The sequence below is a fragment of the Micromonospora sp. C51 genome, from assembly GCF_018070435.1.
GTDB classification, from domain to species: domain Bacteria; phylum Actinomycetota; class Actinomycetes; order Mycobacteriales; family Micromonosporaceae; genus Micromonospora; species Micromonospora sediminimaris.
This window is the reverse complement of record NZ_JAGPXQ010000073.1, coordinates 1-16,456: the sequence shown is the minus strand read 5'-3', so window position 1 is coordinate 16,456 and position 16,456 is coordinate 1. Positions and strand designations below refer to the sequence as shown.

Annotated in this window: 22 protein-coding genes; 12 read left to right on the top strand and 10 right to left on the bottom strand. The window is 71.4% G+C overall.

Going from position 1 to position 16,456, the window contains the following annotated elements; translation table 11 throughout:
- The coding region (locus KBX50_RS31870; RefSeq protein WP_210941546.1) for a hypothetical protein at positions 1-237 on the top strand (237 nt) is incomplete at its 5' end.
- A 120-nt stretch (positions 238-357) separates the two neighbouring features.
- Here the strand turns inward: KBX50_RS31870 and KBX50_RS31865 are convergent.
- On the bottom strand, positions 358-1,140 hold the full coding sequence (locus KBX50_RS31865; protein WP_210941545.1) for an aminoglycoside phosphotransferase family protein: 783 nt from the start codon (positions 1,138-1,140) through the stop codon (positions 358-360).
- A gap of 230 nt (positions 1,141-1,370) precedes the next feature.
- Here KBX50_RS31865 and KBX50_RS31860 point away from each other — a divergent pair, with 230 nt between their 5' ends.
- Genes KBX50_RS31860 through KBX50_RS31850 form a run of 3 tightly spaced genes read left to right on the top strand, consistent with a single transcriptional unit; the run spans position 1,371 to position 2,556 of the window.
- Positions 1,371-1,715 (top strand): helix-turn-helix transcriptional regulator, encoded by a 345-nt coding sequence (locus KBX50_RS31860; RefSeq protein ID WP_210941544.1) that lies wholly within the window; start codon positions 1,371-1,373, stop codon positions 1,713-1,715.
- Positions 1,712-2,203 carry an SRPBCC domain-containing protein gene (locus KBX50_RS31855; protein ID WP_210941543.1) on the top strand — a complete coding sequence of 164 codons (492 nt, stop codon included), beginning with the start codon at positions 1,712-1,714 and terminating at the stop codon, positions 2,201-2,203. The genes KBX50_RS31860 and KBX50_RS31855 overlap by 4 nt, the downstream gene beginning before the upstream one ends.
- Positions 2,200-2,556: a nuclear transport factor 2 family protein gene (locus KBX50_RS31850; protein WP_210941542.1), complete on the top strand. Its 357-nt coding sequence runs from the start codon at positions 2,200-2,202 to the stop codon at positions 2,554-2,556. The genes KBX50_RS31855 and KBX50_RS31850 overlap by 4 nt, the downstream gene beginning before the upstream one ends.
- A gap of 15 nt (positions 2,557-2,571) precedes the next feature.
- Here the strand turns inward: KBX50_RS31850 and KBX50_RS31845 are convergent, their stop codons facing one another.
- The 4 genes from KBX50_RS31845 to KBX50_RS31830 all read right to left on the bottom strand — a co-directional run bounded on the left by KBX50_RS31845 (position 2,572) and on the right by KBX50_RS31830 (position 5,613).
- Positions 2,572-3,012: a VOC family protein gene (locus tag KBX50_RS31845; protein WP_210941541.1), complete on the bottom strand. Its 441-nt coding sequence runs from the start codon at positions 3,010-3,012 to the stop codon at positions 2,572-2,574.
- A 44-nt stretch (positions 3,013-3,056) separates the two neighbouring features.
- On the bottom strand, positions 3,057-4,202 hold the full coding sequence (locus tag KBX50_RS31840; RefSeq protein WP_210941540.1) for an RNA polymerase sigma factor: 1,146 nt from the start codon (positions 4,200-4,202) through the stop codon (positions 3,057-3,059).
- A gap of 6 nt (positions 4,203-4,208) precedes the next feature.
- Entirely contained in the window at positions 4,209-4,616 is a 408-nt protein-coding gene (locus KBX50_RS31835) for a YciI family protein (protein WP_093401356.1), read from the bottom strand.
- Positions 4,617-4,734: 118 nt separating this feature from the next.
- Complete coding sequence (locus KBX50_RS31830; protein ID WP_210941539.1) at positions 4,735-5,613, bottom strand: dihydrodipicolinate synthase family protein; 879 nt, start codon at positions 5,611-5,613, stop codon at positions 4,735-4,737.
- 70 nt (positions 5,614-5,683) lie between these two features.
- Between KBX50_RS31830 and KBX50_RS31825 the strand changes: the two genes are divergently transcribed.
- Positions 5,684-6,592 carry a LysR family transcriptional regulator gene (locus KBX50_RS31825; protein WP_210941538.1) on the top strand — a complete coding sequence of 303 codons (909 nt, stop codon included), beginning with the start codon at positions 5,684-5,686 and terminating at the stop codon, positions 6,590-6,592.
- A gap of 84 nt (positions 6,593-6,676) precedes the next feature.
- On the opposite strand, the gene KBX50_RS31820 is transcribed toward KBX50_RS31825, so the two are convergent.
- Positions 6,677-7,771 (bottom strand): hypothetical protein, encoded by a 1,095-nt coding sequence (locus KBX50_RS31820; RefSeq protein ID WP_247674836.1) that lies wholly within the window; start codon positions 7,769-7,771, stop codon positions 6,677-6,679.
- Positions 7,772-7,916: 145 nt separating this feature from the next.
- Complete coding sequence (locus tag KBX50_RS31815) at positions 7,917-8,081, bottom strand: hypothetical protein (RefSeq protein WP_210941550.1); 165 nt, start codon at positions 8,079-8,081, stop codon at positions 7,917-7,919.
- 19 nt (positions 8,082-8,100) lie between these two features.
- Here KBX50_RS31815 and KBX50_RS31810 point away from each other — a divergent pair, with 19 nt between their 5' ends.
- Together KBX50_RS31810 and KBX50_RS31805 are read left to right on the top strand one after the other, a co-directional pair.
- Entirely contained in the window at positions 8,101-9,009 is a 909-nt protein-coding gene (locus tag KBX50_RS31810) for an aminoglycoside phosphotransferase family protein (RefSeq protein ID WP_307871137.1), read from the top strand.
- 37 nt (positions 9,010-9,046) lie between these two features.
- On the top strand, positions 9,047-10,285 hold the full coding sequence (locus KBX50_RS31805) for an acyl-CoA thioesterase/bile acid-CoA:amino acid N-acyltransferase family protein (protein ID WP_210941537.1): 1,239 nt from the start codon (positions 9,047-9,049) through the stop codon (positions 10,283-10,285).
- Positions 10,286-10,294: 9 nt separating this feature from the next.
- Here KBX50_RS31805 and KBX50_RS31800 read toward each other — a convergent pair whose 3' ends face one another.
- From KBX50_RS31800 to KBX50_RS31790, 3 genes are all read right to left on the bottom strand, one after another.
- On the bottom strand, positions 10,295-10,984 hold the full coding sequence (locus KBX50_RS31800) for a dihydrofolate reductase family protein (protein WP_210941536.1): 690 nt from the start codon (positions 10,982-10,984) through the stop codon (positions 10,295-10,297).
- Positions 10,985-11,060: 76 nt separating this feature from the next.
- Positions 11,061-12,338: an RNA polymerase sigma factor gene (locus KBX50_RS31795; RefSeq protein WP_210941547.1), complete on the bottom strand. Its 1,278-nt coding sequence runs from the start codon at positions 12,336-12,338 to the stop codon at positions 11,061-11,063.
- On the bottom strand, positions 12,335-12,697 hold the full coding sequence (locus KBX50_RS31790; RefSeq protein WP_210941535.1) for a YciI family protein: 363 nt from the start codon (positions 12,695-12,697) through the stop codon (positions 12,335-12,337). The genes KBX50_RS31795 and KBX50_RS31790 overlap by 4 nt, the downstream gene beginning before the upstream one ends.
- A 272-nt stretch (positions 12,698-12,969) precedes the next feature.
- On the opposite strand from KBX50_RS31790, the gene KBX50_RS31785 reads away from it, so the two are divergent.
- The 5 genes from KBX50_RS31785 (at position 12,970) to KBX50_RS31765 (ending at position 16,391) form a co-directional block, all read left to right on the top strand.
- Positions 12,970-13,239 (top strand): hypothetical protein, encoded by a 270-nt coding sequence (locus KBX50_RS31785; RefSeq protein ID WP_093401348.1) that lies wholly within the window; start codon positions 12,970-12,972, stop codon positions 13,237-13,239.
- Positions 13,239-14,276 (top strand): hypothetical protein, encoded by a 1,038-nt coding sequence (locus KBX50_RS31780; RefSeq protein ID WP_210941534.1) that lies wholly within the window; start codon positions 13,239-13,241, stop codon positions 14,274-14,276. Before KBX50_RS31785 ends, KBX50_RS31780 begins: the two co-directional genes overlap by 1 nt.
- Before the next feature lie 134 nt (positions 14,277-14,410).
- The gene (locus tag KBX50_RS31775; protein WP_247674835.1) at positions 14,411-14,782 is read left to right on the top strand and encodes a GntR family transcriptional regulator; all 372 of its coding nucleotides are present in this window, start codon (positions 14,411-14,413) and stop codon (positions 14,780-14,782) included.
- On the top strand, positions 14,779-15,699 hold the full coding sequence (locus tag KBX50_RS31770; RefSeq protein ID WP_210941533.1) for an ABC transporter ATP-binding protein: 921 nt from the start codon (positions 14,779-14,781) through the stop codon (positions 15,697-15,699). The genes KBX50_RS31775 and KBX50_RS31770 overlap by 4 nt, the downstream gene beginning before the upstream one ends.
- Positions 15,696-16,391 carry an ABC transporter permease gene (locus tag KBX50_RS31765; protein WP_210941532.1) on the top strand — a complete coding sequence of 232 codons (696 nt, stop codon included), beginning with the start codon at positions 15,696-15,698 and terminating at the stop codon, positions 16,389-16,391. The genes KBX50_RS31770 and KBX50_RS31765 overlap by 4 nt, the downstream gene beginning before the upstream one ends.
- Positions 16,392-16,456 lie beyond the last annotated feature (65 nt).

Genomic DNA, 16,456 nt, shown 5'->3' with positions numbered 1-16,456 from the left:
GATCACTCAGCCGCCGCACGCGTACGGGATCTGCCACCGCCACAGCCTGACCGCCGCGACGCCGCCCGGCCGACAAGCCGAACGGCGTGTCATCCAACACCGCGAACGTTCGTGGTCACGGCACTAGCCGACCGCACCAAACAGCGCCGCATCCGCACGGATGCGGCGCTGTCGACGGCACTCAACGTGCTGACCGTTTCTAAGCCCGAGCGCTCGCCGACGAGGGCTTCAAGGTGAACGGGCTCGCGCCCGGGCGGCGAAGGACCGACCTCAATGCGACCGGCGCCGCCAGCGGTGGAGACCCGGCGGAGATCACAAGCAGGTGCCTCCGGCTGGCACTGCTGCCCGACGGCGTGCTCAGGGGTGCAGGGCGCGTCCGAAGACCACGCGGTTCGCGCGTACGTACTCCGCGTCGTTGAGGTACTGGATGTGGTGTCCGTCCGCGAGGTGGCCGGCGAAGGCGGTGTTGCCGGCGGCTGCCTGGGCGTGCATGAAGTCGACGAGTGCGTGCAGCCGGGCGACGGTGACGTCGACCAGGTCGGATCGGGCGCTGTCGTCCAGCCCGTAGCGGTCGCAGAACGTTCGGAGCCGAGCGGCCTGTTCCTCGGTGGTTCCGAAGCCGTCGGTGTTCTCCGGCGCGGTCATCGGCACCCATCGGTAGGCCGCGTAGGCGACATCCCAGATCCGGGGCCCGGGCTGGGCGTGGTCGAAGTCGATGATGCCCACGACGCGGTTGCCGTCGAGCACGCAGTTGTGCGGCGCGTAGTCACCGTGACAGATGACCTCGACCGGTTCGGTCGCCGGCACCTGCCAGCCGTCGCGGGACGCTTGCCGCGCGTACTCGGCGGTCACGTCGTGATACGCCCGCAGCAGCGCGGCGGCACTCTCCAACGCCTCGACCGAGGCCGCCGCGGGGGTGGGTGGATAGTTCGACACCTCGCCCGGGAGGAAGTCGAGGATCTCGAAGCCGGGCTCGCTCGTGTCGCGTACCCGGGGTGCCGCCGTGAAGCCCTGGGCGGCGAGATGCCGCAGCAGGTCGTGGACCCGGGCGGACCACGGTCCGGTAGGTCGACGCACCGTGTCGCCGATCCGCACGACCTCGTTGACGCCGCCGCCCGTCAGGATCTCCCGCTCGACCATCCGCCCCACTCCGTCGCGTCAACGTCCGTCCGACCGACCACGCGCCGATCGATTGGCCGTGCGCCGGCCGACCGAACCTGACCGTACGACGGTACGAGGCCGCTCTCGAGCGTCGGCCTGGAGGGTGCATGGCGCTCGCCGCCTGGTACGGACCGGAGAGCGAGTGCCTCTGCCGGAAGCGAAAGGCAAGCAAATGCTTTCGCAAATGATTGTTTGTGTTAACGTGGGGCATGTCCATCTCGCTGGCCTCCGTCCCGGAGCTCGACTCCGCCTTCGCCGCCCTCGGTGACCCCGTCCGGCGTGCCCTGGTGACCCGCCTCGCGCACGGTGACGCCACGGTGGGGGAGCTGGCTGCGCCCTTCGACCTGACCCCCCAGGCGATCTCGCACCACGTCGGGGTGCTGCGCCGGTGCGGCCTCATCGAGCAGCGACGCGAGGGCACCCGGCGTCCCTGCCGGCTGCGGGCCGATCAGCTGTCGTTGCTCGGCACCTGGATCGACGAGCAACGCCGGGTCTGGGACGACCGGCTCGACGCCCTGGAGCGGCACCTCGCCGACGAGGAGGCGGCCCGATGACCGCCAGGTCGCAGCTTCGCGGCGACGAACTGATCGCCAGCCGCCACCTTCCGGCCGAGCCCGAACGCGTCTGGGTCGCCTTCACCTCACCGGCGGGGATCGCAGCATTCTGGGGCGGTTCGCACGCCGTCGTGCCGCCCGAGTCCGTGGTCGTGGACCTGCGTCCCGGCGGGGAGTTCGCACTCGACACCTGCGCGCCGGACGGCGCCACCCGTCGGCTCCGCTTCGTCTACGTGAGCGTCACCGCACCGCACGAGCTCGTGTTCGACGAGCCGCTGACCGGGCTGCGGACCACCGTCAGTCTCCAGCCCGCCGCCGACGGCACCGAGCTGACCGTGCACCAACGCCGACTGCCCGCTGAGCTTCGCACGGCCCAGGCGGCCGAGGGGCTCGCCTCGATCCTCGACGCGTTGGCGGCACACCTGCAACAGCCCGACGCCGCCACAGGACGGAGCACATCATCCACCCGAGAACGGAGCACATCATGACGCAGCAGACCCAGCGCGACCTCGTCGCGGATTACCTCGACGGCTTCCGGACGAGCGACCACCGGCGAATCCTCGCCACCCTCACCGACGACGTCGAATGGGTCATCCACGGCCACCGCACCACCCGAGGCAAGACCGAGTTCGACAGCGAGATCGAAAATCCGGCCTTCACCGGCAGCCCCGACCTGGACGTCCAGCGCGTGTACGAGGACGGCCCGGTGGTCATCACCACCGGCGAGGGGCGTGGGACAAGCGTCGAGCACGGACCGTTCCGGTTCGCCTTCAACGACCTGTTCACCTTCCGCGACGGACTGATCGCCCGCGTCGACTCCTACGTGGTCCCACTGCCCTGAGTCGATTGGCGGCCGTCAGTCGAGCTGTTGAGCCAGGCCGACGACGAGGCCCTCGGGGCCGCGTACGTAGCAGAGCCGGTAGCTGTCCTCGTACTGCGCCAGCTCGCCGACCAGGTCGGCCCCGTGGGCGCGTAGGCGGGCGACGACGTCCTCGATGTCGTCGACGGCGAACATGACGCGCCGGATGCCCAGGGTGTTGGCCGGTGCCTCCTGCGGCTCCGGGGTGATCGCCTTCGGCGTGTGGAACGTCGCCAGTTCGATGCGGCCGTGGCCGTCGGGGGTCCGGAGCATCGCGACCTCCTGCCGGACGTCGTCGATGCCGATGACGCGTTCCACCCAACGCCCCTCGATCGGCGCCCTGCCCTCCAACTCCATGCCGAGTTCGACGAAGAACGAGATGACACGGTCAAGGTCGTCGACAACGATGAGGACGTTGTCCAACCGCTGGATCGCCATAGTGGTCTCCTTGAAGATGATGCGGCCACAGCGACCGTGACCGATCAGCCGCGCAGCAGCGCGTTGAGTCGGGCGGCCTGCCGCGTGAGATGGCCGATTTCGGGAAGGCTGGGCGCCGATCGGGCGGCCTTGGCGTAGAGCCGCGCCGCGGTCGCCAGGTCGCCGTCACGCTCATGCAGGTAGGCGGCGACAGCGGCGTACCGGGGCAGGGCCGGGTCGAGATCCGCCAGGGCGGTCAGGCCGGCCCGTGGTCCGTCGGCCTCGCCGACCGCGACGGCCCGGTTGAGGCGGGCCACCGGGCTGTCGGTGAGGCGCACCAGTTCGTCGTACCATTCGACGATCTGCACCCAGTCGGTCTCCTCGGCGGTGCGGGCGTCGGCGTGCAGCGCGGCGATGGCGGCCTGCGCCTGGAACTCACCCAGGCGGTCGCGGGCCAGCGCGTTCTGGAGCACCTGCACGCCCTCGGCGATCAGGCGGGTGTCCCAGAGACTGCGGTCCTGTTCGGCCAGCGGTACCAGCCGGCCGCCGGCGGCGGTCCGCGCCGTGCGGCGGGCGTGATGGAGCAGCATGAGCGCGAGCAGGCCGGCCACCTCCTCGTGTCGGATCCTGGCCGCCAACTGGCGGGTGAGTCGGATCGCCTCCGCGGCGAGATCGACATCACCGGAGTAGCCCTCGTTGAAGACCAGGTAGAGCACGCGTAGCACGGTGCTGACGTCACCGGGCTGGTTGAACCGGACTCCCGAGACGGTCCGCTTGGCTCGGCTGATCCGCTGCGCCATGGTCGTCTCCGGCACCAGGTAGGCCCGGGCGATCTGCCGGGTGGTCAGTCCACCCACCGCCCGCAGCGTCAGCGCCACCGCCGAGGCCGGAGTCAACGACGGATGCGCGCACAGGAAGTACAGCGCGAGCGTGTCGTCCACCGGTTCGCCCGGCCCGGGCGCGGGCTCGACCTCCGCCAGCGCCTCGCGCCGTCGCCGCGAGGTGTCCGCGCGAGCCGCGTCGAGGAACTTCCGCCAGGACACAGCGACCAGCCAGCCCTTGGGGTCGCGCGGCGGGTCGGTCGGCCAGGCCCGGACGGCCTCGACCAGCGCGTCCTGCACGGCATCCTCGGCCGTCGCGAAGTCGACCCCGCGACGGACGAGGATGCCGATCACGGCGGGAGTAAGGGTCCGTAGGACGGCCTCATCCACCGTGCGTCACTCCGAGATGGTCGGCGGCTCGGTCAGGAACGGCCGCACCTCGAGCCACTCGTGCAGCGGCTTCCCGCCGGCGCCCGGTGCCGCGGACAGCTCACCGGCCAGTTCCAGCGCCCGGTCGTAGGTCTCGACGTCGATCACCATCCAGCCGGCGATCAGATCCTTGGTTTCGGCGAACGGGCCGTCGGTGACCGGCGGTCGCCCCTCGCCGTCGTAGCGGACGAACGTTCCCTCCGGGGAGAGCGCCTGACCCTCGACGAACTCGCCGGTGTCCTCGAGCCGAGCCGCGAAGTCGCGCATGTACTGCACGTGGGCCGAGATCTCCTCGGGCGTCCACTGGTCCATCGGCACGTCGTGCAGCGGGGTCGGGCCGCCACGGTAGTGCTTGAGCAGCAGGTACTTGGCCATCGGATGCTCCTTCTCAGGTACGGGGCCATTGTGGCCGCGTTCGCAACGAGGACGGAGCCCGACCCGGCTTCTCGACATGCCGCCGGAAAATTCTTCGCTGAGGTTCGCCGGACGCCCCTCACGCTGGTACCGCCGGCACCCTGGCCAGGCAGGTCAGCGCCCGGGCGGTGGCGGTCGACGTGGCGGGCAGCAGCGGAGGACGGACGAGCGGCGTCGGGATCCGCCCCTGGGCGTGCAGCACCGCCTTGACCACGGCAGGGTTGGGCTCGGCGAACAGCGCGGCCGAGAGGGCGGCGAGCCGGTGACCGAGCGGCCGGGCCCGGGCGACGTCGCCGGACCGCCAGGCCGAGACCAGGTCGGCGTAGTCGGCGGTGGCGAGATGCGCGGAGGCGAGGATGCCGCCGGCCGCGCCGAGAGCGAGCAGTGGTGAGACGTACGCGTCCTCGCCGCACAGCACCGCGAAGTCGGACGGCGGGTCGGCCAGCAGGGCGATCGTGTCGGCGTCGATGCCGCCGACCGCGTGCTTGACGCCCACCAGGCCGGGTAGCCCGGCGAGGCGGCGCAGCGTGCCGACGCCGAGCTGCTGCCCGGTGCGGTACGGGACGTGGTAGGCGACAAGCGGCACGGGGGACTCCTCGGCCAACCGGGCGTAGTGCGCGAGTACCGCCTCCTCGCCAGGGCGGAGAAACGGCGGGACCAGGCAGAGCGCCGCCGTGACCTCGGGTCGCTCGGCGAGGGCCCGCAGTTCCGGCGCGGTGTGCGCGCCGACCAGGAGACCGGCCCGGTGCTCCCGGCAGGCTGCGGCGATCACGTCGACCACCGTCTGCTGCTCGACCGCGCTGAGGGCGTGCGGCTCGGCGGTGGTGCCGAGGGCGACCAGGCCGACCGCGCCGGCCGCCAGCACCTCGTGGGCGAGAGTGCGCAGTGTGTCGAGGGCGACGGCGCCGTTCCCGTCGAACGGCGTGATCATGGGTACGTAGAGCCCGGCAGGTGTCATGTTGCCAGCCTCCGACAGCGGAAGATGAAGCACCAGTTCCGATCACTCACCGAATACGTAAGCTGAGCTGATGCTTGACGTCCGCCGTCTGCGCCTGCTGCGGGACCTGTCCCACCTCGGCACCATCGCCGCTGTGGCCGAGGCGCACACCTACACGCCGTCCGCCGTCTCCCAGCAGCTCGCCGCGCTGCAACGCGAGGCCGGTGTCGCGCTCCTGGAACGTGCCGGCCGGCGGGTCACCCTGACCCCCACCGGGGAGGCGCTGGTCCGGCACGCGGAGGTCGTCCTCGCCGCGCTGGAGGCGGCCGACGCGACCCTCGCCGCCGCCCGGGGCGGGCTCTCCGGCACGGTACGCATCGGCGCGTACCCCAGTGCCGTGCGTACGCTGCTGCTGCCCGCCCTGGTCGCGCTCGGCCGCGACCATCCCGCGCTGGACCTGATGGTCACCGAGTTGGACCCGGTGGCGGTGCCCGACGCGCTGCGCGACCGCCGCCTCGACGTGGCCCTCGTGCACGACTACGACATCGTGCCCGTCGAGCCGGATCCGGCCCTGGACTCGGTGCCGCTGCTGGAGGAGACGGTGTTCCTGGCCGTCGGGGCGGACCGCCACCTCACCAGTGATCCGATGCGCTCGGTACGCGACGCGGACTGGATCGTCGGCAGCCCGGGCACGCTCTGTCACGCGGTGACCCTGCACGCCGGTGAGCTGGCCGGCTTCCGCCCGACCGCGCGGCACCACGCCGACGACTTCGCCGCCGTGCTCGCCCTGGTCGCCGCCGGTCAAGGTGTCGGACTGGTACCCCAACTGGCGGTCGATCGGCCGCCCACCGGGGTGGTCCTCGTTCCGCTCACCATCCGACGGCGTACCCGGATCGCCTACCGGCAGGGCGCGGGTGGCCATCCCGCGGTGGCCGCCAGCATCGCCGCGCTGCGCACCGCCGCCAGCGACCTGCCCGCCGGACAACCGGTCGGGTCCTGATCCGCCGCGCGGACAGCCTGCGCACGCGCCGACGGCCCCGCCCAAGGTGTGACCTGGGCGGGGACCGCCGGCTCAGCTGTCCGCTCAGACGCTCGACGAGAAGGTCGAGCTGAACGCGACGTCCTGCGGACGGCCCGCGTTGCTGAAGCAGGCGACCGGCAACACCGCATCGCTGCCGAACTGCGCCCACAGCTCCTGGACCGTGCAGTACGAGGGGTCGTCACCGATCGCGGTCACCTGCGCGGTGGTGCTCTTCTCGTGCAGGGCCGGGAACTTGACGATGAAGGTGCCGGGGCCGGTGGGACCGAAGCCGTTGGCGCCGACGCCGAGCGGGTACGAGTAGTTCGTCGGGCCGGCGAACGGCGTCGCGAGGTACCCGAAGTGCTTCGGCGGGCCGAACGACGCGTAGACCGAACGCTCCCGATGGAACGACACGGTGAAGTCGCTGTTCATCCGCGCCCCGGTTACCGGGTTGTGGCAGGCGACGTAGACCACCGCGTCCAGGCCGGACGCACCCCAGCGGAGGATCTTGCACCGGCGCGGCTGTGCGTTCGGCTGCTGGGCGGTCACCTGCACGTTGCCGGACAGCACGCCGAGAGGCGCGCCGACCGCCCGAAAGCGCACGTCGTAGATGCCCACCGCGACGTTGGCGACGGTGACCGGCGCGCCTGTCGAGTTGTACGACTGGGCGAGGACGTTGGACAACACCTGTGCCGAGGCGTACGTGCCGACGCCCGCCGGCAGGGTGCCGGAGCTGACCGTCCACAACACTGTGAACGGGGTGTCGGCCGGGGTGCCGCCGGGCCGGAAGCACTGCACGTCGACGATCTCGTCGGCGCCCGAACTGCCCCACCGCACGAGCTGGCAGAAGCGGCCGTCCTTCGCCACGGCGGTGACGTGTGCGTTGCCGCGCGAACCCAGGCCGATGGCCGGGAACCTCACCAGGAACCGGCCGGGGGCGACCTTGCCGCCGGTGGCCATGGGCCCCGGCGCCCAACTGCCGAACTGGTAGGCCGCGGGCAGCGGCGTCCAGACCGGCACCGTCGGATCGTCGACGTACGCGAATCCGAAGCGGTCGGCGGTGGCGGCGGTGGCCGGAACGCCGGGGATCGACAGTGCCGTGGCCAGCGCCACGGCCATGACGGCGGAGAGATGACGGAGACGGAGACGGAGAGACATGGGCCACTCCAAGCGGTGGTAGTCGATGCTTGCTGCCACCCTCCCGGTCGCCGGTCAAGGTCACAGTCGGCTTGTCTACACCGGCGAGGCGGGTGCCCGGCACCAGCGCGGTCGCCCTGCCGACACCTGCCGCCGGGAAGAGCGGTCAGCCGGTGAACGACTCGGGTCCGAACCGGCCCCAGCGTCCGGTCCAGCGGCCGCCGGGCAACGTCGCCAGCTTCTCCCTGGGTACGAACGTCTTGCTGATGCCGCCGGTCAGGGCGACGAGGGCGAGCAACCCGGCGAGAATTGGGTGGCCGACCCCGTGCACGCGGCGCGAGGATCTCGAGGTGACGCTGCACCAGGGTGAGATTCCGGTCGACGAGGATGTCGTCAGGTCGTTGGTGACCCAGCAGTGCCCACAGTGGGCGCACCTGCCGTTGTCCCGGGCGGGCGCGGGCACCGACAACACCATGTACCGGCTCGGCGCCGGTCTGCTCGTGCGGCTGCCGCGCACCGCCGACAAGGCACCGTCGCTGCGCAAGGAACAGCGCTGGCTGCCCCGGCTGGCGCCGCTGCTCGGCTGCCCGATCCCGGAGCCGGTGCACACCGGCGTACCCACCGGCGCCTTTCCGCTTCCCTGGTCGGTCTACCGGTGGATCGACGGTGACGAGGTCGGGCCGGAGACGGTATCGGACTGGGCGGCCTTCGGCACCGACCTGGCGGCGGTGGTGCGGGAACTGCACGGCGTCGACCTCATGGGGGCGATTCGTACGGCCGACCTGAGCTGGTACCGCGGCGGGCACCTGCGGCCCTGTGCCGACTGGGTCGGCCGAGCCCTCTCCGACTGCCGTGACATCGTCGGAGCGGAGATCGACGTCGACACCCTGGAACGGCTGTGGCAGGCGGCGCTCGCCCGGCCCGAGCCGTCGGGGCCGCAGGTGTGGCTGCACGGCGATCTGAGACCCACCAACCTCCTGGTACGGCACGGCAGGCTGCACGCGGTCATCGACTTCGGCGGCCTGTCGGTCGGCCTGCCCGACGCCGAGCACGCTCCGGTGTGGGACCTGCCGCCCGAGGCCCGCCACGCCTACCGGAACGCCGTCGACGTGGACGACTCGACCTGGATACGCGCCCGCGCCTGGGCGATCGCCGTGGCCGCCAGCGGTATCTCCTACTACCAGCACAGCTACCCGGCGTTCGTGGCCGAGTGCCGAGCCCGCCTTGAGGCGATCCTCGCCGACCAGAGCACGTCGTGACGACGGTTGGTGGACAGCCGGCAATACGGTGTTGTCGATGCCGCGTTGGTGGAGAACGTCGAGGATCCCGCCCGCCGTCCTGGTGGGGCTGTTGGTCGCGACCCTTCTCGTCAGTGACCAGGGGAGGGGCGGCGCGGCGCGCCTGCGCCTGGACGTGACGCCGGCCGTGGCGCTCGTCGACCAGCCGCTGCGGGTACGCGTCAATGGCCTGGCCGCGAGGGAACGGGCGGTGATCGCTGCCGAGGCCGAGGATCACGCGGGGCACGTCTGGCGTGCGGCGGCGACGTTCGTGGCCGACGCCAACGGTGTGGTGGACGTGTCGCGGGACGCGCCGGTGCACGGCTCCTACTCGGGTGTCGACCCGATGGGTCTGTTCTGGTCGATGGACCCGCTCGACGGCGATGCCTCCTCCTTCGCGCCGATCTGGCCGCACCTACGGCGTGACTTCCCGGTCCGGTTGTCGGCTGTGGGTGGCGGGCGCGAGCCCGCCACCGTCACCGTGCGGCGGGACTGGACGGCGGGTCAGGTCACCTTCACCGAGCTGACCCCGGCGGCCGACGGGGTCCGCGGGATGCTCGTCCTCCCGCCGCCGGACGTGGCCCGACGGCGCGGGGTGCTGTGGTTCGGTGGCTCGGAGGGCGGCGTCGGCGGGCTGTACGACGCGCCCCTGCTCGCCTCCCGCGGGCACCCGGTGCTGTGCCTGGGCTACTTCGGCGCGCCGGGACTGCCGGACAGCCTGCACGACATCCCGCTGGAGTACTTCGTCACCGCCGCCGAACTGCTCGCCCCGTACTCCGGAGGCGAGACGGCGGTGATCAGCTACTCACGCGGCACCGAGGCCGCGTTGCTACTGGCGCAACAGCGTCCCGACCTGGTACGCGCCGTCGTCGCGTACGCCCCGAGCAGCGTCGTCCACCCGGGATACCCGTACACCGGAGCGCCCGCCTGGACCTACCGTGGCCGACCCGTCCCGACCGGCCCGATACCTGTCGACCGGATCGACGGACCGGTACTGGCCGTAGCCGGGGCGGACGACCTGCTCTGGGACGCGCCGAGCTACGCCGCCGAGCTGCTGCTGGCCCTCGGCGGCCCACCCCACCGGGTGCTGCTCTACCCGGACGCAGGTCACGGTGTGGGCACCTTCCCGTACCTGCCGTCGAAGACGGTGCACCAGGGGCGCACCGGCGAGCAGACCCACGGCGGCACCCGGGCGGGCGACGCTGCCGCCCGCCGGGACGGGTGGTCCGAGGTGCTCGCCTTCCTCGCCGCCCTCTGACGGCATGCCCTACGGCGTGCCGGTGCCGCGGCCGCGATCATCGAGGACCAGCGGAGCCCGACCGCGCACCGTGTACCGGACGTGGGTGACCTGCGGGCTTGGCACCACCCGGTCAGGGATGAGTTCGATCGCCTCGAAGTCGTCGAGGCCCAGGTCGTCGAAGAGGCGTAGCCCGGCACCGAGGACGACCGGTACCACGTGCAGCTCCAACTCGTCGAGCAGCCCCGCCCGCAGCACCTGCCGGACCAGGCTGCCACCGCCGGCCACCGCGACGTTCTTGTCACCGGCGGCGGCCCGGGCCTGGGCCACGGCGCTGGCCAGCCCGTCGGTGACGTAGGTGAAGCTGGTGCCACCCTGGCGGTGCAGGGTCGGGCGGGGCCGGTGGGTCACCACGAACACCGGAGCGCGGAACGGTGGTTCGTCGCCCCACGGCACCTCGCCGCCGTCGGCCATCCGGCGACCCATCACGTACGCCCCGGCCGCGGCGAACGACTCGGCGATGATCTCGGAGTCTGCGTCGTGCCGGCCGCCGGCGAAGCCCTGCCGCTCGCGCCACGCCATCGCCTCGGTGGCCCACCGGGTCACCCGGAAGAACCCGTGGCTCTCCGCCGACCGCAGCCAGTCGCCGTCGCCGTCGTGCTGTGGGCCGGCGTAGTAGCCGTCCAGCGACACCGACAGTTGGGCGGTCACCTTCGTCATGTCCGTTCCTCCCGGATCCGTCGGCACCCAGCGTGGGTGCCGATCCACCTGTGGATCGGAGCCGGACGGCTCGCTTCTACCGGATCCGGTGGTGACCTGGCTCACACGGACGCTGGCTCGGATCGCTCGCGGCGGCGGCGCGGCGCAGCAGGTACCGCCGTTCGGGATCGCTGCCGGCACGGTCCGCCGCCGCCCGCCACTGCGCTGCGGCGGCGGCCCGATCGTCGGCGCGTTCCAGCAGATGGGCGCGGACGGCGTGCAGGCGGTGGTGCCCGGCCAGCGGCCCCGACTCCACCTCGGACAGCAGGGCCAGCCCGGCGTCCGGCCCGTGGACCATGCCCACCGCCACCGCCCGGTTCAAGGTGACCACCGGGTTGGGTGCGATCCGCTCCAGCAGTTCGTAGAGGGCGAGCACCTGGGGCCAGTCGGTGGCCTCGGTGCTCGGCGCCTCGGCGTGCACCGCCGCGATGGCGGCCTGGATCCGGTACGGCCCGGGGGGTGAGGCGGTCAGGCTGCGTTCGACAAGCGCGCGGCCCTCGTCGATCGCCGTCCGGTCCCACCGGCGGCGGTCCTGCTCCGCCAGTGGCACCAGTTCGCCGTCGGGGCCGACCCGGGCCGCCGCTCGGGCCTCGGTCAGCACCATCAGCGCGAGCAGGCCGGCCGTCTCCCCGTCGCCGGGCAGCTGCTCGTGCAGCCGGCGAGTCAACCGCAGGGCCTGTCCGGTCAGGTCGGCGCGACGTAGCTGGGGGCCGCTGCTGGCGCTGTAGCCCTCGTTGAACATCAGGTACAGCACCTGGCGTACGACGGCCAGCCGGGTCTCCCGTTCCGCCGTCGGCGGTGGTGCGAACCGGGCGCCCGCCTCCCGCAGCCGCTGCTTGGCCCGGGAGATCCGTTGCCCCATGGTCCGCTCCGACAGCAGGAAGGCCGCGGCGACCTCGGCGGTGGTGAGCCCACCCACCGCGCGCAGGGTCAGTGCCAGCTGTGCCGGTGCCGGCAGCGCCGGATGGCAACAGAGCAGGAACAACTCCAGCAGGTCGTCCCGGGACGGCTCGGCGTCGGGCGGCGGGGCGACCAGCGCGTCGCGTGGGGTGAGGTCCAGCGCCGTACGCTCGCGGCGGGTGCGGGCGGCCTCGCTGCGTACCAGGTCGACGTAGCGGCGGGCGGCGACGGTGTGCAGCCAGCCCGACGGCTGCTCGGGTACGCCGTCGAGTGGCCACCTCTCGACGGCGGCGGCCAGGGCCTCCTGCACGGCGTCCTCGGCCCGGCCGAAGTCGCCGTACCGGCGGACGAGCGTGGCCAGCAGCTGCGGTGCGAGCCGGCGCAGCAGGTCGACGCTTGTCGCATCGAGGCTCAGTGGTCCGCTCCGGTCATCAGCGGCCAGATCTCCAAGCCGCCGCTGGCGGTGCCGAACCGCAGGCCCGGATAGTCACGGGCGATCTCCAACGCCCGCTGTTCGTCCTCGACGTCGACCACGAAGTACGAGCCGACGTACTCCTTGGCCTCCAGGTACGGCCCGTCCGTGACCACCGGAACGTCGGCGGTGATCCGCACCGATCGGGGCCGGGACACCAGCCCCTGCACGTCGACCAACTCACCGGATGCCCGCAGCGCCTCGTTGAAGGCGTCGACCTTCCCGATCAGGGTGGTCAGGTCGCCGTCTGGGAGGCTGCCCCAGATCTCCTCGTTGCCGTAAATCAACATCAGATACTTCACGTGTCGCCTCCGCAATGGTCAATATGTCCGAAAACGGACAAGACGCCGGAGCGTACCCCGACGCACTGTTGTAGCAGGTAGCGAGGCTGCGGATGGCGGGCCACATCCGATCCTCCGGCCGGGGTGGGAACCGCGACGTCCCGCCGGCCGCCAGTACGGATCCCGCCGGGGCGCGCCGCCGCGCCACCCGGCTCCGGCCCGCCGTCGCAGACCAGCCGCACCGACGGTGTTGCACCCGCTGGTCACGGCGACCAAGCCAGGAAGGAGCCGCCATGGCCGCTCCCACCGCCAACGCCTCGATGAATCCCACCACCTACTCGCCGGGCGAGCAGATGCTGCTGACCGTCAACTACGGCGACCCGGACCACCAGCGATTGACCGTGACGGTCACGGTGGCCGACGCGCAGGGCAACCGTAGCGCCCCCGTCTCGGTGACCGCGGTGATCGATCCGCTCACCGTCACCGTCGCCGACGACTCGGGGCGCACCTGGTCCCGGGTCTCCGACAACGGCGCGGTCGCCGTGTTCCGGGCGGTGGCGTGATGCCGAGGGTGACCGTCACGGTGCGCGACTCCGCCAGCCGGACCGCCAGCGCCAGCGTCGCCTACACCGTGCTGCCGCCGGTGCTGGGCGGGTACTACCTCTCGGGCGGCGCGGACCCGACGGCCGACATGGTCGGCGGCAACTTCCGGTCGCTGACCCAGTACCGCAGCTTCGCCGACGGCTACATCTTCCCCGGCTACCAACGCCCCTGGCTGATCACGCTGGGGCGCGCCGGGGTGCAGCTCAACATGGTGCTCGAACTGAAGCACTACGGCGCGCCCGACACCGGGCCGCAGACCTTCACGGTGGACGGGGTGCGATACACCGTGCCGGCGCCGGCGATGACCATCCAGCAGCGGCCCGGCGCGGTCTGGCCGAAGGCGTACGGCTACGGCCAGGTCATCGCGGGACAGTGCGACGGGTTGTTCGCCCGGGCACTGTCGCAGTACCGGACGATGGGCTTCGGGGTGAACATCCAGCTCGCCTCGGAGCTGGACACCGATCACGAGTTCGGCACCACGGAGGCCGGCAAGGCGTACACCTGGGCCGAGTCGGACGCCCGGGCGGTGCAGGCGGTGACGTACATCGTCAACTGGTTCCGGGCCAAGGGGCTGCCCCAGGGCGGCACCTTCTCGGTCGGGGTCGGTGGCTTCAACCGGGACTGCTTCCGGCGCACCCACCCGGAGGCGTTGATGACCCGGCTGGACTACCTCCAGTGGAACGTCTACGCGACAAGTGCCAGCCACACCGCACTGGAACGGTTCCGGCGCACCAAGGACTGGGCGGTGGCCGATCTCGGCCCGGTGGCGTTGTCCCGTCCAGTGCTCATCGCCGAGTGGGGCGTACGGGTCATCGAGATCCCCGACCAGGCGGCCTGGATCGCCACCGTGCCGCCGGCCATCGCCCGGCTCAACGCCGAGCGTGGCCCGCTGATCGCCCGGACGAACTACTTCAACTCCGGCTGGGGCACCCTCAGTCCGAAGGCGACCGGCCTGGCCGCGCTGCGGGCCGCGTACGCCCGCCCTCCGTACGGCTGATCCCAGGCACGGCGGCCCGGTCCGGTATGGCCCGGACCGGGCCGCCGTCTGTTTGTCCCTTGACAGCGATGTCACCCTGGTTGCATGGTTAGTTACATGAGTAATGAACCAGGCAACCAGGGTGGCGTCTGGGGATGGTGGACGTGATGGAGGACGGCCGGCCGATCTTCCTCCAGATCGCCGAGCTGCTGGAGAACTCGATCCTGGACGGGACCCTCGCGGAGGAGGGTCAGGTGCCGTCGACCAACGAGCTGGCCGCCTTCCATCGGATCAACCCCGCGACCGCCGCCAAGGGGGTCAACAAGCTGGTCGACGACGGAACTCTCTACAAGAAGCGAGGAATCGGCATGTTCGTCTCTCCCGGCGCCCGCGCGAAGCTCCGCGGCCGGCGCCGCGACGAGTTCGCCCGACAGTACGTCCGGCCGCTGCTCACTGAGGCGCGCAAGCTCGGCATCGAACCGGCCGAACTCAAGAACATGATCGACACCTGGGAGGAGGGCCGATGAGCGCGGTCGTCGAGGTCACCGATCTGACCAAGCGGTACCAGGGAGTCACCGCCCTGGACGGGGTCAGCTTCTCGCTTGCCGAGCATCGGATCCACGGCCTGCTGGGACGCAACGGTGCCGGCAAGACCACCCTGATGCAGATCCTCACCGCGCAGAACTTCGCCACCAGCGGTGAGGTAAGCGTCTTCGGGCAGCACCCGTACGAGAACGAACAGGTGCTCTCCCGGCTCTCCTTCATCAAGGAGAGCCAGACCTACCCGTCGCATCTGCGGGTCGCGCACGTCCTGCGGGCGGCCCGCCTGGTGCATCCAGGCTGGGACGAGGCGCTCGCCCAGCGACTGGTCGACGTGTTCCAGCTGCCGCGCGGGCGCAACGTCCGCAAGCTCTCCCGCGGCATGCTCTCCGCGCTCGGCATCGTCGTCGGGCTCGCCTCGCGTGCCCCGCTGACCTTCTTCGACGAGCCCTACCTCGGGCTGGACGCCGTCTCCCGGCAGCTCTTCTACGACCACCTGCTGGCCGACTACACCGAACATCCCCGCACCATCGTGCTGTCGACGCACCTCATCGACGAGGTCAGCGACCTGATCGAGCACGTCCTGCTGATCGACCGGGGTCGGCTCCTGCTCGACGTCGAGGCGGAGGCGCTGCGCGGCCAGGTGGTCACCGTCTCCGGCCCGGTCGCGGCGGTGGACGAGTTCTCCCGTACCGGCACCGAACTGCATCGAGCGTCGCTCGGCGGCACGGCCCGGGCCACCGTACGCGGCGACTTCGGCCGGGCCGCGCACGACCGCGCCCGGTCCCTGGGCCTCGACCTCGAAGCGTCCTCGTTGCAGGACATCGTCGTACGCCTGACCACCTCGACAAACGGGCACGCGGCCGGTGGCGCCGCCGTGGCAGACAAGGAGGCTGTCCGATGAACCGCGCCCTGACCGTGGCCCGGCTCCAGTTCGTCGGCTGGCGCAGCGTGGTCGGCTGGCCGTGGGGGATCCTCGCGCTCAGCTTCCTCATCAACCTGGCTCTGTTCAGCGCGATGAACGAAGCCGACGACTTCGAGCCGACCACCGGTGGGCTGATGAGCATCTACGTGGTGATGTTCGTCGCCAGCATCAACGCGATCACCCAGGACTTTCCGTTCGCCATCGGGCTGGGCGTCTCACGCCGCAGCTTCTACCTCGGCAACGTGCTCAACTACCTCGGGCAGGCGGTCAGCTACGCGGCGGTGCTCTACCTGCTGGCCGTGATCGAGGAGGCCACCGACGGGTGGGGCGTCAACCTGACCTTCTTCGGCATTCCCTTCCTGCTGGTGGACAACCCGGTGCTGCGGTTCCTCGGCTTCGCGATCCCGTTCCTGCTGCTCGGCTTCATCGGCATCGCCATCGCGCTGGTCTTCAAGCGCTGGGGGGTCAACGGCCTGCTGATGCTGAGCACCGTCGCGTTGGCCGGGATCGGCGGGCTCGTCGTGCTCGCCACCTGGCGGGGCTGGTGGTCGGCGATCGGCGGCTGGTTCGCCGACCAGCCCGGGTGGACGCTGCTGGTCGGCTGGCCGGCACTGCTCACCCTGCTGCTCGCCGGCCTCAGCTACCTGACCATTCGACGCGCAACCCCCTGACTGTCTCTGATACACAACAGACGCTGCCGACGATGCCTAGTGTGGAGACGTCGGTGCTCGCCGTC

Excerpts from the sequence above, each read along its gene's own strand:
- KBX50_RS31865 (WP_210941545.1), bottom strand. The coding sequence starts at position 1,140 with ATGGTCGAGCGGGAGATCCTGACGGGCGGCGGCGTCAACGAGGTCGTG.
- KBX50_RS31860 (WP_210941544.1), top strand. The coding sequence starts at position 1,371 with ATGTCCATCTCGCTGGCCTCCGTCCCGGAGCTCGACTCCGCCTTCGCC.
- KBX50_RS31855 (WP_210941543.1), top strand. The coding sequence starts at position 1,712 with ATGACCGCCAGGTCGCAGCTTCGCGGCGACGAACTGATCGCCAGCCGC.
- KBX50_RS31850 (WP_210941542.1), top strand. The coding sequence starts at position 2,200 with ATGACGCAGCAGACCCAGCGCGACCTCGTCGCGGATTACCTCGACGGC.
- KBX50_RS31845 (WP_210941541.1), bottom strand. The coding sequence starts at position 3,012 with ATGGCGATCCAGCGGTTGGACAACGTCCTCATCGTTGTCGACGACCTT.
- KBX50_RS31835 (WP_093401356.1), bottom strand. The coding sequence starts at position 4,616 with ATGGCCAAGTACCTGCTGCTCAAGCACTACCGTGGCGGCCCGACCCCG.
- KBX50_RS31830 (WP_210941539.1), bottom strand. The coding sequence starts at position 5,613 with ATGACACCTGCCGGGCTCTACGTACCCATGATCACGCCGTTCGACGGG.
- KBX50_RS31825 (WP_210941538.1), top strand. The coding sequence starts at position 5,684 with ATGCTTGACGTCCGCCGTCTGCGCCTGCTGCGGGACCTGTCCCACCTC.
- KBX50_RS31820 (WP_247674836.1), bottom strand. The coding sequence starts at position 7,771 with ATGTCTCTCCGTCTCCGTCTCCGTCATCTCTCCGCCGTCATGGCCGTG.
- KBX50_RS31805 (WP_210941537.1), top strand. The coding sequence starts at position 9,047 with ATGCCGCGTTGGTGGAGAACGTCGAGGATCCCGCCCGCCGTCCTGGTG.
- KBX50_RS31800 (WP_210941536.1), bottom strand. The coding sequence starts at position 10,984 with ATGACGAAGGTGACCGCCCAACTGTCGGTGTCGCTGGACGGCTACTAC.
- KBX50_RS31785 (WP_093401348.1), top strand. The coding sequence starts at position 12,970 with ATGGCCGCTCCCACCGCCAACGCCTCGATGAATCCCACCACCTACTCG.
- KBX50_RS31780 (WP_210941534.1), top strand. The coding sequence starts at position 13,239 with ATGCCGAGGGTGACCGTCACGGTGCGCGACTCCGCCAGCCGGACCGCC.
- KBX50_RS31775 (WP_247674835.1), top strand. The coding sequence starts at position 14,411 with ATGGTGGACGTGATGGAGGACGGCCGGCCGATCTTCCTCCAGATCGCC.
- KBX50_RS31770 (WP_210941533.1), top strand. The coding sequence starts at position 14,779 with ATGAGCGCGGTCGTCGAGGTCACCGATCTGACCAAGCGGTACCAGGGA.
- KBX50_RS31765 (WP_210941532.1), top strand. The coding sequence starts at position 15,696 with ATGAACCGCGCCCTGACCGTGGCCCGGCTCCAGTTCGTCGGCTGGCGC.